Origin of the sequence: Sinorhizobium americanum, assembly GCF_001651855.1 — a bacterium.
Lineage (GTDB): Bacteria > Pseudomonadota > Alphaproteobacteria > Rhizobiales > Rhizobiaceae > Sinorhizobium > Sinorhizobium americanum.
Map to the genome: position 1 here is coordinate 61,198 of NZ_LNQC01000043.1, position 15,177 is coordinate 76,374.

General features: G+C 63.0%; 13 protein-coding genes. 1 reads left to right on the forward strand and 12 read right to left on the reverse strand.

The window, feature by feature from the left end:
- Positions 1 to 132: 132 nt before the first annotated feature.
- The 12 genes from odhB to sdhC all read right to left on the reverse strand — a co-directional run bounded on the left by odhB (position 133) and on the right by sdhC (position 14,215).
- Entirely contained in the window at positions 133 to 1,374 is a 1,242-nt protein-coding gene (gene odhB, locus ATC00_RS06470; protein ID WP_037389810.1) for a 2-oxoglutarate dehydrogenase complex dihydrolipoyllysine-residue succinyltransferase, read from the reverse strand.
- A 61-nt stretch (positions 1,375 to 1,435) separates the two neighbouring features.
- Positions 1,436 to 4,432 carry a 2-oxoglutarate dehydrogenase E1 component gene (locus ATC00_RS06475; RefSeq protein WP_064252309.1) on the reverse strand — a complete coding sequence of 999 codons (2,997 nt, stop codon included), beginning with the start codon at positions 4,430 to 4,432 and terminating at the stop codon, positions 1,436 to 1,438.
- 239 nt (positions 4,433 to 4,671) lie between these two features.
- Positions 4,672 to 5,574 carry a succinate--CoA ligase subunit alpha gene (gene sucD / locus ATC00_RS06480; RefSeq protein ID WP_037389815.1) on the reverse strand — a complete coding sequence of 301 codons (903 nt, stop codon included), beginning with the start codon at positions 5,572 to 5,574 and terminating at the stop codon, positions 4,672 to 4,674.
- 17 nt (positions 5,575 to 5,591) lie between these two features.
- Entirely contained in the window at positions 5,592 to 6,785 is a 1,194-nt protein-coding gene (gene sucC / locus ATC00_RS06485) for an ADP-forming succinate--CoA ligase subunit beta (RefSeq protein WP_037389817.1), read from the reverse strand.
- 109 nt (positions 6,786 to 6,894) lie between these two features.
- Positions 6,895 to 7,860 carry a malate dehydrogenase gene (gene mdh, locus ATC00_RS06490; protein ID WP_037389819.1) on the reverse strand — a complete coding sequence of 322 codons (966 nt, stop codon included), beginning with the start codon at positions 7,858 to 7,860 and terminating at the stop codon, positions 6,895 to 6,897.
- A 179-nt stretch (positions 7,861 to 8,039) separates the two neighbouring features.
- Complete coding sequence (gene zapE, locus ATC00_RS06495; RefSeq protein ID WP_064252310.1) at positions 8,040 to 9,194, reverse strand: cell division protein ZapE; 1,155 nt, start codon at positions 9,192 to 9,194, stop codon at positions 8,040 to 8,042.
- 119 nt (positions 9,195 to 9,313) lie between these two features.
- A complete protein-coding gene (locus ATC00_RS06500; RefSeq protein ID WP_037389823.1) occupies positions 9,314 to 9,850 on the reverse strand; it encodes a protease inhibitor Inh/omp19 family protein in 537 nt (178 codons plus the stop codon).
- Positions 9,851 to 10,031: 181 nt separating this feature from the next.
- Positions 10,032 to 10,634 carry a peptide-methionine (S)-S-oxide reductase MsrA gene (gene msrA / locus ATC00_RS06505; RefSeq protein WP_064252311.1) on the reverse strand — a complete coding sequence of 201 codons (603 nt, stop codon included), beginning with the start codon at positions 10,632 to 10,634 and terminating at the stop codon, positions 10,032 to 10,034.
- 147 nt (positions 10,635 to 10,781) lie between these two features.
- Positions 10,782 to 11,561 (reverse strand): succinate dehydrogenase iron-sulfur subunit, encoded by a 780-nt coding sequence (locus ATC00_RS06510; RefSeq protein WP_064252312.1) that lies wholly within the window; start codon positions 11,559 to 11,561, stop codon positions 10,782 to 10,784.
- Between the two features lie 18 nt (positions 11,562 to 11,579).
- Entirely contained in the window at positions 11,580 to 13,421 is a 1,842-nt protein-coding gene (gene sdhA / locus ATC00_RS06515; protein WP_064252313.1) for a succinate dehydrogenase flavoprotein subunit, read from the reverse strand.
- A 7-nt stretch (positions 13,422 to 13,428) separates the two neighbouring features.
- Positions 13,429 to 13,809 carry a succinate dehydrogenase, hydrophobic membrane anchor protein gene (sdhD, locus tag ATC00_RS06520; RefSeq protein ID WP_064252314.1) on the reverse strand — a complete coding sequence of 127 codons (381 nt, stop codon included), beginning with the start codon at positions 13,807 to 13,809 and terminating at the stop codon, positions 13,429 to 13,431.
- 13 nt (positions 13,810 to 13,822) lie between these two features.
- Complete coding sequence (gene sdhC, locus ATC00_RS06525) at positions 13,823 to 14,215, reverse strand: succinate dehydrogenase, cytochrome b556 subunit (RefSeq protein WP_064252315.1); 393 nt, start codon at positions 14,213 to 14,215, stop codon at positions 13,823 to 13,825.
- Between the two features lie 304 nt (positions 14,216 to 14,519).
- Between sdhC and ATC00_RS06530 the strand changes: the two genes are divergently transcribed.
- The gene (locus ATC00_RS06530; protein WP_064252316.1) at positions 14,520 to 15,167 is read left to right on the forward strand and encodes a hypothetical protein; all 648 of its coding nucleotides are present in this window, start codon (positions 14,520 to 14,522) and stop codon (positions 15,165 to 15,167) included.
- Positions 15,168 to 15,177 lie beyond the last annotated feature (10 nt).

Genomic DNA, 15,177 nt, shown 5'->3' on the forward strand with positions numbered 1-15,177 from the left:
GCGGACGAGTTCGGATGCGCGCATAGCGTGCTTTGCAAGAACCCTAGCCTCCTGCCCCATCGCTGTCGAGCGGGCCGCGTCGACGGCTGCGCGCGGCGAGAAAGAAACGGGGGCTCATGCCCCCGCCTTCCCTTAAAGATCGAGCACCAGACGTTCCGGATCCTCGAGGCTTTCCTTGACGCGCACCAGGAAGGTCACGGCTTCCTTGCCGTCGACGATGCGATGGTCATAAGAGAGCGCCAGATACATCATCGGACGGATGACGACCTGACCGCCGATCGCGACCGGCCGGTCCTGGATCTTGTGCATGCCGAGGATGCCCGACTGCGGTGCGTTGAGGATCGGCGAGGACATCAGCGAACCGTAGACGCCGCCATTGGAGATGGTGAAGGTGCCGCCCTGCATGTCAGCCATCGACAGCGTTCCGTCGCGTGCCGCCTTGCCGAGACGGCCGATGTCCTTCTCGATCTCGGCGATCGACATCTGGTCGGCATCGCGCACAATCGGCACCACCAGACCCTTGTCGGTGCCGACGGCAACGCCGATGTGGCAGTAGTTCTTGTAGATGATGTCGGTGCCGTCGATCTCTGCGTTGACAGCCGGCAACTCCTTGAGCGCGTGGGTGACGGCCTTGGTGAAGAAGCCCATGAAGCCGAGCTTCACGCCATGCTTCTTCTCGAAGATATCCTTGTACTTGTTGCGCAGGCTCATGACCGCGCTCATGTCCACCTCGTTATAGGTGGTGAGCATCGCGGCGGTGTTCTGCGCGTCCTTCAAGCGCCGGGCGATCGTCTGGCGCAGGCGGGTCATCTTGACGCGCTCTTCGCGGACAGCATCTTCGGCGGGCGCCGGGCCACGCGCCTGGACCTTGGCCGGTTCAGCGGCGGGCGCCGAAATCCCCTTGGCGACGGCGGCGAGCACATCACCCTTCAGCACCTGTCCGCGCTTGCCCGAGCCGTCGATCTGGTCGGCGGAGAGGTTGTTTTCAGCGATGAGCTTGGCGGCCGACGGAGCAGCCGGCATCGAGGATTGCGCCTGCGGTGCGGCAGCGGCAGACTGTGCAGGCGGAGCGGCAGCGGCGGCTGCAGGCTCCGGCTTCTTTTCGGCTGCGGCCGGGGCGGCTGCAGCGGCACCGGCGCCTTCGGCGATCTGGCCGAGCAGCGCGCCGAGGCCGACGGTCTCACCAGCCTGCGCGACGATTTCCGAAAGCGTACCGGCGGTCGGGGCCGGCACTTCGATCGTCACCTTGTCGGTCTCAAGCTCGAGGATCGGCTCGTCGGCCTTGATCGCATCGCCGACCTTCTTGAACCAGGTCCCGACGGTCGCTTCGCTGACGGATTCGCCGAGGGTAGGAACGCGGATTTCTGTTGCCATGATTTTTGTTCCGTTTGATCAGATATCTGTTTCTGTCGAGTGCAGGACGTGGGGGACTTGATCAGCCCCCCAGCGCATCCTCGAGGAAGGCGGCAAGCTGCGCCATATGCTTGGACATCAGGCCGGTTGCCGGCGAAGCGGCGGCCGGACGGCCGGTGTAGCGCACCCGCTGGTACTTGGCGTCGATATGGGCAAGGACCCATTCGAGATAGGGGTCGATGAACGACCAGGCGCCCATGTTCTTCGGTTCTTCCTGGCACCAGACCATCTCCGCATGGCGGAAGCGGCTGAGCTCGTTGATCAGCGCCTTGGCCGGGAACGGATAGAGCTGTTCGACGCGCAGCAGGTAGATGTCGTCGATGCCGCGCTTTTCGCGCTCTTCGAGAAGATCGTAGTAGACCTTGCCCGAGCACATCACGACGCGACGGATCTTCGAATCCTTCTGCAGCTTGATCGGTCCGTCCTTGATGACTTCAGCGTCGTCCCACAGCAGCCGGTGGAAGGAGCTCTCGCCGGCCATTTCGGACAGGCTGGAGATCGCCCGCTTGTGGCGCAGCAGCGACTTCGGCGTCATCAGGACCAGCGGCTTGCGGAAGTCACGCTTCACCTGGCGGCGCAGGATGTGGAAGTAGTTTGCCGGGGTGGTGACGTTGGCGACCTGCATGTTGTCTTCCGCGCAGAGCTGCAGGAAGCGCTCGAGGCGGGCCGAGGAGTGCTCCGGTCCCTGGCCTTCATAGCCGTGCGGCAGCAGGCAGACGAGGCCCGACATGCGCAGCCACTTGCGTTCGCCGGACGAGACGAACTGGTCGAAGACCACTTGCGCGCCGTTGGCGAAGTCGCCGAACTGGGCCTCCCACAGCGTCAGCGCATTGGGACGGGCGAGCGAGTAGCCATATTCGAAGCCGAGCACCGCCTCTTCCGAGAGCATCGAGTTGATGACCTCGTAGCGCGCCTGGGTCGGCGACAGATTGGCGAGCGGAATATAGCGCTCTTCGGTCTCCTGATCGTAGAGGACCGAGTGGCGCTGCGAGAAGGTGCCGCGCTCGCAGTCCTGACCCGACAGGCGGATCTTCGTCCCTTCGGTGACGAGCGTACCGAAGGCAAGCGCCTCAGCCATCGCCCAGTCGATGCCCTCGCCGGTCTGAACCATGTTGGCGCGGTTTTCCATGAAGCGCTGGATAGTTCGGTGCGCGGTGAAGCCGGTCGGAATCTCCGAGAGCTTGCGGCCGATTTCCTTGAGTTGCTTCATCGGCACCGAAGTCCGGCCGCGACGCTGCTCATCCTGGTTGTCGGCGGTGCGCAGGCCCGACCATACACCGTCGAGCCAGTCGGCCTTGTTCGGCTTGTAGGACTGGCCGGCCTCGAACTCCTGCTCGAGATGGGCTCGCCAATCGGCCTTCATCTTCTCGACTTCGCCCTCGCTGAGGATGCCCTCGGCGATCAGCCGCTCCGAATAGACCTGGACGACCGTCTTGTGGGCGCGGATCGCCTTGTACATCTTCGGCTGCGTGAACGCCGGCTCATCACCCTCGTTGTGGCCGAAGCGGCGGTAGCAGAACATGTCGATGACGACCGGCTTGTGGAACTTCATCCGAAACTCGGTCGCGACCTTGGCGCCGTAGACGACCGCTTCCGGATCGTCGCCGTTCACGTGGAAGATCGGCGCCTCGATCATCTTCGCCACGTCCGACGGATAGGGCGACGAACGCGAGAAAGCCGGGTTGGTGGTGAAGCCGATCTGGTTGTTGATGATGACATGGACGGTGCCGGCGACGCGATGACCGCGCAGGCCGGAGAGGCCGAGGATTTCGGCAACCACGCCCTGCCCGGCGAAGGCGGCATCGCCGTGGAGCAGCAGCGGCATCACCTTGACGCGCTCGCGCAGCGGAATGATGTCGCCTTCGAAGACGGTCGCCATCTGGTCCTGCTTGGCGCGTGCCTTGCCCATGACGACGGGATTGACGATTTCGAGGTGCGACGGGTTCGCCGTCAGCGACAGGTGCACCTTGTTGCCGTCGAATTCGCGGTCGGAAGAAGCGCCAAGGTGGTACTTCACGTCGCCCGAACCTTCCACGTCGTCGGGCGCATAGGAGCCGCCCTTGAACTCGTGGAAGATGGCGCGATGCGGCTTGGCCATGACCTGCGAGAGAACGTTCAGGCGGCCGCGATGGGCCATGCCGAGGACGATCTCCTTGAGGCCGAGCTGACCGCCGCGCTTGATGATCTGTTCGAGCGCCGGGATCAGCGATTCACCGCCGTCGACGCCGAAGCGCTTGGTGCCCTTGTACTTGACGTCGATGAACTGCTCGAAGCCTTCCGCTTCGATGAGCTTCTGCAGGATCGCCCGCTTGCCCTCAGGCGTAAACTCGACGCCCTTGTCCGGTCCCTCGATCCGCTCCTGGATCCAGGCCTTCTCCTCGGGGTTGGACATGTGCATGAATTCGACGCCGATCGTCGAACAATAGGTCCGCTCGAGGATCTCGACCATCTCGCGGATCGACGCGTATTCGAGGCCGAGCACGTTGTCGATGAAGATCTTGCGGTCGAGGTCCTTCTCCTCGAAACCGTAGTTCGACGGCGAAAGCTCGTTGTAGTCCTCGACCGGGGCGGCAAGGCCGAGCGGGTCGAGCTTGGCATGCAGGTGGCCGCGGGCGCGATAGGCGCGGATCATCATGATGGCGCGAACGGAATCGCGCGTCGCCTGATGGATGTCGGCAGCGCTGGCGACGGTGCCGGTCGCTGCGGCGGCTTCTTCAGCCTTCGCCTTGACCTTCTTCTCGATAACCTTCTCGACCGTGCCCCAGTCGCCGTCGAGGGCCGAGACGAGTTCGCCATTGGCCGTGATCGGCCAGTTCTTCTTCTTCCAGGAGGCGCCCTTGGCTGCCTTCACGACGTCTTCGGGCCGGTCGGCGAGCGCCTTGAAGAAGGCCTGCCATTCGGCCGACACGGACGCGGTGTCCGCTTCGTAGCGCGCATGGAGCTGCTCGATATAGGCGGCATTGGCGCCGTCCAGAAAGGAAGTGAGCTGGAATTGCTCGTTGGCCTCTTGCCTTGTCATGGTCTCACGCGGACTGTTCTGTCCGCCTCCTGACTGAGTTGGGTTGCCGGGTATCCCGGTCGTTCATGTTCGTTCGGCGCGCCTAGCGCCCTTTCCTACGGCGCCGCGCATCGGAAGGACGCGCCCGGACCACCGTGGCATTTCGTTACCGCATGTCCTGATCTTCAATCAGCCAAGGAAACACGCGGGCCGCAGGCTGCCCGGGCCGGATCGCTCCGGCCCCGGCAGAAGTCTTCCGATCAGCCCTTGAGGACTTCAACCAGCGTCTTGCCGAGACGGGCCGGGGACGGCGACACGCGGATGCCTGCCTGCTCCATCGCGGCGATCTTGGATTCCGCATCGCCCTTGCCGCCGGAAACGACGGCGCCGGCGTGGCCCATGGTACGGCCCTTCGGCGCGGTACGGCCCGCGATGAAGCCGGCCATCGGCTTCTTGCGGCCCTTTTTGGCCTCGTCGATGAGGAACTGCGCCGCATCCTCTTCGGCCGAGCCGCCGATTTCGCCGATCATGATGATCGAGGTCGTGGCTTCGTCCGCCAGGAACATCTCGAGCACGTCGATGAACTCCGTGCCCTTGACCGGGTCGCCGCCGATGCCGACGGCCGTCGTCTGGCCGAGGCCCTCGTTGGAGGTCTGGAACACGGCTTCATAGGTCAGCGTGCCGGAGCGCGAGACGATGCCGACCGAACCCTTGCGGAAGATCGAGCCCGGCATGATGCCGATCTTGCATTCTTCCGGCGTCAGGATGCCGGGGCAGTTCGGGCCGAGCAGGCGCGACTTGGAGCGGTCGAGGCGAGCCTTGACGCGCACCATGTCGGCAACCGGGATACCCTCGGTAATGCAGGTGATGAACGGGATTTCCGCATCGATCGCCTCGATGATCGCCTCCGCGGCGCCTGCCGGCGGAACATAGATCACAGATGCGTCCGCACCGGTCTTTTCACGGCCTTCGGCAACCGAGGCGAAGATCGGCAGGCTTTCGCCCTTTGAGCCGGTCCAGGTTTCGCCGCCCTTCTTCGGGTGAATGCCGCCGACCATCTGCGTGCCGTAATAGGCAAGCGCCTGTTCGGTATGGAAGGTGCCGGTCTTGCCGGTCAGGCCCTGAACGAGGACCTTGGTGTTCTTATTGACGAGAATCGACATGAGGTCTGGTCCTTCAGTTAGCCGTTGATCGCAGCGACGATCTTCTTGGCAGCGTCATCCAGATCGTCGGCGGCGGTGATCGCCAGGCCGGATTCGTTCAGGATCTTCTTGCCAAGCTCGACATTCGTGCCTTCGAGACGAACGACCAGCGGAACCTTGAGGCCGACTTCGTGCACGGCCGCAACGACACCTTCAGCGATGACATCGCACTTCATGATGCCGCCGAAGATGTTGACGAGGATGCCCTCGACCTTCGGGTCAGCCGTGATGATCTTGAAGGCTGCCGCGACCTTCTCCTTGCCGGCGCCACCGCCGACGTCGCAGAAGTTCGCCGGCTCCTTGCCGTAGAGCTTGATGATGTCCATCGTCGCCATGGCGAGACCCGCGCCGTTGACCATGCAGCCGATGTTGCCGTCGAGCGCGACATAGGCGAGATCCCACTTGGAGGCCTCTATTTCCTTGGCGTCTTCTTCGGTTTCGTCGCGCAGCGCCTTGATGTCGTCGTGGCGGAACAGGGCGTTGCCGTCGAACGAGACCTTGGCATCGAGAACGCGCATGCGGCCGTTCTTCATGACGATCAGCGGGTTGATCTCGAGCAAGCTCATGTCCTTCTCGACAAAGGCCTTGTAAAGGATCGGGAAGAGCTTTTCGGCGTCAGCCTTGGCTTCGCCTTCAAGCTTCAGGGCCGAGGTGAGCTTGGCGAGATCAGCGGCGGTGACGCCAGCTTCCGGGTTGATCGCGACGTTGACGATCTTTTCCGGCGTGTCGTGCGCAACAGCCTCGATGTCCATGCCGCCTTCCGTCGAAACGACGAAGGCGATCTGGCCGACCGAGCGGTCGACGAGCAGCGAAAGATAGAGTTCGCGATCGATGTCGGCACCGTCCTCGATGTAGAGGCGGTTCACCTGCTTGCCGGCAGCACCGGTCTGCGCGGTGACGAGCGTGTTGCCGAGCATTTCCTTGGCATGAGCCTTGGCTTCATCGACCGAGAAGGCGAGACGCACGCCGCCCTTGGCGTCGGCGGAAAGTTCCTTGAACTTGCCCTTGCCGCGACCGCCGGCATGGATCTGGCTCTTGACCACGTAAAGCGGGCCCGGGAGCGACTTGGCAGCGGCTTCAGCCTCGGCGGCGGAAAAGATCGCGACACCTTCCGCGACCGGCGCGCCATAGCTCTTCAGGAGAGCCTTGGCCTGATACTCATGAATGTTCATGGTTGTTTTCCTGTCTGGAGCATCGTGCGGGCAGGTGGGGCACCTACGCACTAATGCGGCAAAAACAAAGAGGCCGAGCGGATCTGGATGTCCGCCCGACGGGAGGCGATTACTGCTTCAGGCTGGGAGCGATGCCGATGCAGGCTTCGCAAAGACCGGCGACAGCCGCGACCGACTTGTCGAAGGCTTCCTTCTCGCCCTTGTTGAGGTCGATCTCGATGATGCGCTCGACGCCGCCGGCGCCGATCACCGTCGGCACGCCGACATACATGTCCTTGACGCCGTACTGGCCGGAGAGGTGCGCCGCGCAGGGCAGCACGCGCTTCTTGTCCTTGAGATAGGCTTCAGCCATCTCGATCGCGGAAGCGGCCGGCGCGTAATAGGCCGAGCCGGTCTTCAGAAGGCCGACGATCTCGGCGCCGCCGTCACGGGTGCGCTGGATGATTTCTTCGAGGCGGTCCTTGGTGACCCAGCCCATCTGCACGAGGTCGGTCAACGGAATGCCGGCAACGGTCGAATAACGGGCGAGCGGCACCATCGTGTCGCCATGGCCGCCAAGAACGAAGGCGGTGATGTCCTGAACCGAGACGTTGAATTCCTGGGAAAGGAAGAGCCGGAAGCGCGAAGAGTCAAGCACGCCGGCCATGCCGACGACCTTGTTCTTCGGCAGGCCGGAGAACTTCTGCAGCGCCCAGACCATGGCGTCGAGCGGGTTGGTGATGCAGATGATGAAGGCGTTCGGAGCATATTTCTTGATGCCGGCGCCGACCTGTTCCATGACCTTCAGGTTGATGCCGAGCAGGTCGTCGCGGCTCATGCCGGGCTTGCGCGGAACGCCGGCGGTGACGATGCAGACGTCGGCACCTTCGATCGCCGAATAGTCGCTGGCGCCCGTCAGCGATGCGTCGAAACCTTCGACCGGCGAGGACTGGGCGATGTCGAGGCCCTTACCCTGGGGGATGCCGTCGGCAATGTCGAACAGGACGATGTCGCCCAGTTCCTTGAGGCCGGCGAGGTGCGCCAGCGTGCCACCAATCATCCCTGAACCAATAAGTGCGATCTTGTTGCGCGCCATGAAAGTGCTTCCTTTGTGATCCATGATCGAGGCCTGAAACGCGGCAAACGCCAAACCTTCGCGGAAAGCCCTTAAACGGCAAATGGTAAAATATCAATCCATAGTTTTCGACAGAGCAAATTCAATCGGTTAGATCAATAAATTCTTACGTAAAGGTAAGAATTGCTGTCACCATTACGTCATGGAACCGCCGTGTTTTCAGTATGTTGCGCGGCATATTCCTCGCTTTGCATCTCGATCAGACGGGAAACCGTACGGTCGAATTCAAACCCTTCCGTTCCCTTCTTGGCGATCAGCAGCCGTTCCGGTTCGGCGACCGCCGAGGCGAAGAGACGGGCGCCCTGATCATAGAGCGCGTCGATGAGGATGATGAAGCGCTTCGTCTCGTTGCGCATATGCGGCCCGAGATGCGGAACGTGGTCGAGGAAGATCGTCCTGTATTGCGACAGGATGGCGAGGTAGTCGGCCGCCCCGAGCGGCTGTGCGCAGAGATCGGCAAAGGAGAAGCGGGCGCAGTGGCCGACGGCGCCTGGCACACGGATTTTCCGACCCTTTCGGCCGATCTCCGCCGAGATTGCGGGCGCGCCGTTGGTCGCGACATACCAGGCGCGATCCATAGCCGCTTCCGTTTCCGGTCCGAGCGGCGACAGCCAGACGGGATTCCCATCCGTCATACGCAGGCGATAGTCGGTTTCCGTGTCGAGCGAAATGATCTCCGCATGGGCCTTCAGGAGATCGATGAAAGGCAGAAACAGCCCACGGTTGAGGCCGTCGCGATAAAGCTCGGAGGGCTCCACGTTCGAGGTCGCGACGAGCACGCAGCCCTTGGCGAAGAGCTCGCCGAAGAGCCGTCCGAGGATCATCGCGTCTGCAATGTCGGTCACCGAGAATTCGTCGAAGCACAGGAGCCGCGCCTCGGCGAAGAGCTCGGACGCGACCGGCGGGATCGGATCGGCCTGCTTGGTCTCGCCGTTCTTCAGCCTCTGCCGGTGCTTGTAGATGCGCTCGTGCACATCCGCCATGAACTCGTGGAAATGGGCGCGCCGCTTGCGCTGTATCGGCACCGCGTCGAAGAACATGTCCATCAGCATGGTCTTGCCGCGGCCGACGCCGCCATGGATGTAAAGACCCTTGACCGGCGCCTGGTCTTTCTTGCGGGCCGCAAACAGCCAGCCGAGTGCGTTGGCCTTGCGCGACGGCCGGCTGGCGATCAGCTCCGCCGTCAGATGGTCGAGCCGTCTTGCGATGGTAAATTGCGCCGGGTCGCGCTGCCGCTCTCCGGCCGCAACGAGCGCCTCGAGCCTGTGAAGAATACTGTCGTCAGGATTGAGCACGGTGCACCTGGATGTACCAGGGGCTGTTTTGGGAGGTGAGACTTAAGGCTGCAGGCGGAAGCCCCACCCCGACGACAGGCCGTCTCGAGGTCCGGCAAGAAGCCGGACCGAGGATCGCGTCAGCGGCTAAGGCTGACCGGCTGGCCGCCATTGGTCGAGCCGTCGAAGCGCGAATCCGCGGTCTTGTAGAGGCGGGCGATCGGATTGCCGCTGCGATCCTTGAGCACGACCTGCTTGCCGGCCACTTCCCACGATCCCATCGCCGTCAGTTCGCCGGCGCAGCCGCGCGTGCCGCCGCGCGAGCCGCTGCCGAGATTGGTCAGCGTCAGGAACATGTCGCAGGAGCTGCCCGCGCTCGAAACGCGCCAGTTGCCGACCATCGATTCCTTCGTCACGTCGAGGGCGTTGGTGGCGGCGGCCACCTGCGTGCCCGCGGGCGCGCCGGCCGGCGTGCCCGTCGGAGCGCTCGGGAACTGCGAGGTGCTCGTCGTCGGATCCGGGAGCTGGCCCGCCGAGACCGACGGCACCGGTTGCGCTTGCAGGGGAGCAGGCGCGGCAGAAACATCCTGAGAACCGAAGCCGCCAAAGGATGTCCGCTGGCATCCGGTCAGCGCAAGCACAATAACAAGCCCCGCTGCCGCATGAAAAACCCGCATGTCTTTACCCCCGATATTGTCCGCGAACCATGATGCAATGCGATAATAAAGGCCGAATTACAGCAAATCCACCAGTGAGATCAAGGCACCACATTTCGGCCTTGGCTGTTGCACGATGGAAACGCTTATGGTGAGGCGTAAAAACCCGCTTCCGTCTACTCGCCCGGGAAGAAGGGCGCGCTCAATGGCTGACGCCTGCATAGGCGCGCTCGCCCCAAAGCGCCTCGACCGCCCGGTTCCGCCCGCAGCCATTTCGGTAGTACCAATAGCGGATCGGATTCCGCGCCGCGAAATCCTGGTGGTAGCCTTCGGCAGGCCAGAACTTCGCGGGCCCCTCGACCGGCGTCACGATGGGCCTGCCGAGTTCCGCCTCGGCCTTGATTTTCTCGGCCTTCGCCTGCATCGCCTGCTGCTCATCGAGCGCGTAGATCGCCGTCGAATAGGAGAACCCGCGATCGCAGAACTGGCCGCCGCCATCGGTCGGGTCTGTCGTGCGGAACAGCACGCCGACGAGTTCCGCGTAGGAAACCTTGTCCGGATCGAACTTGATCCGCACCACCTCCCGGTGGCCGCCCTTCGCATAGTCTTGGTAGGTCGGATGTTCGCTCTTGCCGCCGGCATAGCCCGAAATCGTCTCGACAACGCCCGGCACGTCATCGAAATCGCTCTCGACGCACCAGAAACAGCCGCCGGCGAAGATCGCATATTGCGGCTCGGCGGCCCGCCCCGGCGACAGCAAGAGACAACTCACGGCAAACGCGACAAGCAGGCGAGCGAGAAGCATCGGCGACCTCCACTCTCTATTACCTATGCGCCTCGCGACGGCTTTCAATTCACTTAGCGACACGTCGATGCGAGCGCCGTGAAAAAGCGAACGGCGGGCACTTGGCCCGCCGTCGGATTCGGATGATTTTTTTGAAACCGGGACGCTTTAGAATCGGCGCTCGACCAGCATCTTCTTGATCTCGCCGATCGCTCTCGCCGGATTCAGCCCCTTCGGACAGGCCTGGGCGCAGTTCATGATCGTGTGGCAGCGGTAGAGACGGAACGGATCCTCGAGATTGTCGAGCCGCTCGCCGGTCGCCTCGTCTCTGGAGTCGATCAGCCAGCGATAGGCCTGCAGCAGGACAGCCGGACCGAGATAGCGGTCTCCGTTCCACCAGTAGCTTGGACAGGAGGTCGAACAGCAGGCGCAGAGGATGCATTCGTAGAGGCCGTCGAGCTTCTGCCGGTCCTCGTGGCTCTGCTTCCACTCCTTGGCCGGCGTCGGCGACACCGTCTTCAGCCACGGCTCGATCGAGCGATGCTGGGCGTAGAAATTGGTGAGATCAGGCACCAGGTCCTTGACGACCGGCATATGCGGCAGCGGATAGACCTTCACCGATCCCTTCACCTCGTCCATGCCCTTGGTACAGGCGAGTGTGTTGGTGCCGTCGATGTTCATCGCGCAGGAGCCGCAGATGCCCTCGCGGCAGGAGCGGCGCAGCGTCAGCGTCGGATCGATGTTGTTCTTGATGTAGAGCAGCCCGTCGAGAACCATCGGGCCGCAATCGTCGACATCGATGTAATAGGTATCGATCCGCGGGTTTTTGCCGTCGTCGGGGTTCCAGCGGTAGACGCGGTATTCGCGCAGATTGGTCGCGCCAACCGGCTTCGGCCAGACCTTGCCTTCATTGACCTGCGAGTTCTTCGGAAGAGCGAGTTCAACCATGTGCCTTAGTCCTCGAGATCAGTAGACGCGCGCCTTCGGCGCGATCTTTTTCGGATCGATGCCACCGGCGATCAGCTCGGTGTGAACCGGCCGATATTCGAGCCGGACGTCGCCGGTCTCGTTGACCCAGGCGAGCGTGTGCTTGCGCCAGTTGTCATCGTCCCGGCCGCCGAGCGGGCCGTCCTTATAGTCTTCGCGGGCATGCGCGCCGCGGCTTTCCTTGCGTGCCTCGGCGCCGTAGACCGTGGTGATGGCGTTGGCCATCAGGTTTTCGAGCTCCAGCGTCTCGACGAGATCGGAGTTCCAGATCATCGAGCGGTCGGTGACCTTGACGTCCGGCATTTCCTTCCAGATCGCCGACAGGCGCCGGCAGCCGGACTCGAGCGATTCCTGGGTGCGGAACACCGCCGCGTCTTCCTGCATGGCGCGCTGCATCTTGTCGCGCAGTACCGCCGTCGGCGTTCCGCCCCTGGCATGGCGCAACCGGTCGAAGCGTTCCATGATCCGGTCGCAGGAAGCCGTGTCGACCTCCGGCACCGCCTCGTTGCGGTCGATCACCTGGCCGGCGCGGATCGCCGCGGCGCGGCCGAAGACGACGAGGTCGATCAGCGAGTTCGAGCCGAGACGGTTGGCGCCGTGCACCGAGGCGCAGCCCGCTTCGCCGACAGCCATCAGGCCGGGCGCGAGGCGCTCGGGGTTCTGAGCGTCGGCGTTCAGCACCTCACCCCAGTAATTGGTCGGGATGCCGCCCATGTTGTAGTGGACGGTCGGCAGCACCGGGATCGGCTCGCGGGTAACGTCGACGCCGGCGAAGATTTTTGCCGATTCCGAAATGCCCGGCAGGCGCTCGTGCAGGACCGCCGGATCGAGGTGGTCGAGATGAAGGAAGATGTGGTCCTTGTTCTTGCCGACGCCGCGGCCTTCGCGGATTTCCATCGTCATGCAGCGCGAAACGACGTCGCGCGAGGCAAGGTCCTTGGCCGAAGGGGCGTAGCGCTCCATGAAGCGCTCGCCTTCCGAATTGACCAGATAACCGCCCTCGCCGCGTGCGCCTTCGGTGATCAGGCAGCCGGCGCCGTAGATGCCGGTCGGGTGGAACTGTACGAATTCCATGTCCTGCAGCGGCAGGCCGGCGCGGGCGATCATGCCGCCACCGTCGCCGGTGCAGGTATGCGCCGAGGTCGCCGAGAAATAGGCGCGGCCGTAGCCGCCGGTCGCCAGCACCACCATTTTGGCCGCGAAACGATGGATCGTGCCGTCGTCGAGATTCCAGGCGACGACGCCGGTGCAGCGGCCGTCATCCGACATGATCAGGTCGAGGGCGAAATACTCGATGAAGAATTCGGCGTTGTTACGGAGCGACTGGCCGTAGAGCGTGTGCAGGATTGCATGGCCGGTGCGGTCGGCGGCCGCACAGGTGCGCTGTACCGGTGGGCCTTCGCCGTAATTCTGCATGTGGCCGCCGAAGGGCCGCTGGTAGATCTTGCCTTCTTCGTTGCGCGAGAAGGGCACGCCGTAGTGCTCGAGCTCGTAGACGGCCTTTGGCGCTTCCATGGCGAGATATTGCATGGCGTCGACGTCGCCGAGCCAGTCCGAGCCCTTGACCGTATCGTAGAGATGCCATTGCCAACAGTCGGGCGTCATGTTCTGCAGCGAGGCGGCGATGCCGCCCTGTGCCGCGACCGTGTGGGAGCGCGTCGGGAAGACCTTGGTGATGCAGGCGGTCTTGAGGCCCTGTTCGGCCATGCCGAGGGTCGCGCGCAGGCCTGCGCCGCCGGCGCCGACGACGACGACGTCGAAGGCATGGTCGACATATTGGTAGGCCTTGCCGTTTGCAGCGGGTGAACTGATCGATGCCATAACGAAATTACCCTGCAAAAGCGATCTTCAGGATGGCGAAAAGAAAGAGCCCGCCGATCGCGATCGCAAAGAATGTATTGAGCATGAGAAGCGCGATCTTGACGCCCTCCGCATGAACATAGTCCTCGATGATGACCTGCATGCCGATCCGCATGTGGATGAGCGCCGAGGCCACGACGAGGCCAAGGATCACCGCGACGAACGGATTGGCGAGTGCCGCGAGGAGCTCTGCATGCGACGCACCGGCATAGCGGGCGACGAAGAAGACGAAGAAGATCAACAGCGGAATATTGGAAACGGCCGTCAAGCGCTGGCGCCAGAAGTGGTCTGTGCCTTCCTTGGCCGAGCCGAGGCCGCGAACCTTGCCGAGGGGTGTGCGCATATCCATGGTTAGTCCCCCGTCAGCGAAGCAGAGCGCCGATGATCCAGATGACGAGCGTCAGCGTCACCGATCCGGCGAGCGTCGCCTTGGCCATCTTCGTCGCGAAATGCTTTTCGTAGCCGTAGCCGAGATCCCAGACGAGATGCCGCAGGCCGCCCAGCATGTGGTGCATCAGTACCCAGGTGTAGCCGAAGAGCACGAGCTTGCCGATCAGCGTGCCGAACAGCCAATTGACCCAGTCGTAGTAGGCCGCGCCCGAGGCGGCGGCGATCAGCCACCAGGCAACCAGGATCGTGCCGAAATAGAGTGCGCCGCCGGTAATGCGGTGCATGATCGACATGACCATGGTGGGAATTGGCTTGTAGATTTGAAGATGCGGCGAGAGCGGCCGGCTTCTTGTGACATCCGTCATCGGAACCTCACGAAATGACCGGATTCCTCGCCCTTAAACTAGACTATTCTAATCCGGTATCGCACCTGATTGTGCGCAATTCAGTCATTCGGACCTTTAATCACCATATTGCTTAACGACAAGTATGTTTGCAGTGCAAAATAAATAAAATCGATTAGACGAAAAGCGGCATTTTTCGGCCTGCCGGAGACACACGGCCGTTAACGATACGGGCGGAAAAGCCAATCGAATCCGTGACATTTGGCTGCGCTTGCAGCAGGATGCGGTTAAGAATTCGTTAACCGCATCCAAAGGGCATGGCAGAATGAATCTGTTGCGCGCGGTCCATGTGACCAAAGTTCTACTCCTGGCCTTCGCCCTGGCAATCCCCGCCGGCCTCCCGGCAACCGCCGAAAGCGGTGGAGGTCTCTCGCAGGTGGAGACGCGCGTGCGGCATGTCCGGCTCAACGATCGCGCTCCGCACCGCGCCTGGCGCAAAGCGCGGCACCATCGCCATTTCGCCGGCCACCGGCGCCACCGCTCCGTCAACTCCAGCATCGACGGCTTCTCGTCCTTCGAGACGGGAGGCCTGGGCGACGTCCAAACCCGCACGCGCCACATCCGCCGCAAGCACTGGCCCTCTCACTTCACGCGACGTGACCGCAATCGCGGCCCCTGGATCGTTATAGACGGAAGGGGTTACGGTGCCGGCCGCTACAGCGGCGACATCGACGGCGGCTATGATTTCCCCTCCGGAATTCCCGGCCTCGGCACCTATGCCGGCAATCTTTCGGCCTACGAGGATGTGGGCAACGGCATCTATTTCAGCCAGGCCGGCAGCTATTCCTATATCGCCGGAGACGACCTCGAGGTCACCCCGCCGGCCGAGCGCCCGAAGATCATCGTCGTCTCGCCGCAGACCAATGCCAGCGCCTGCGCCTGGGAGCACGGCGTCTGCGTTGTCCGGCCGTAGCCTGAGTGAC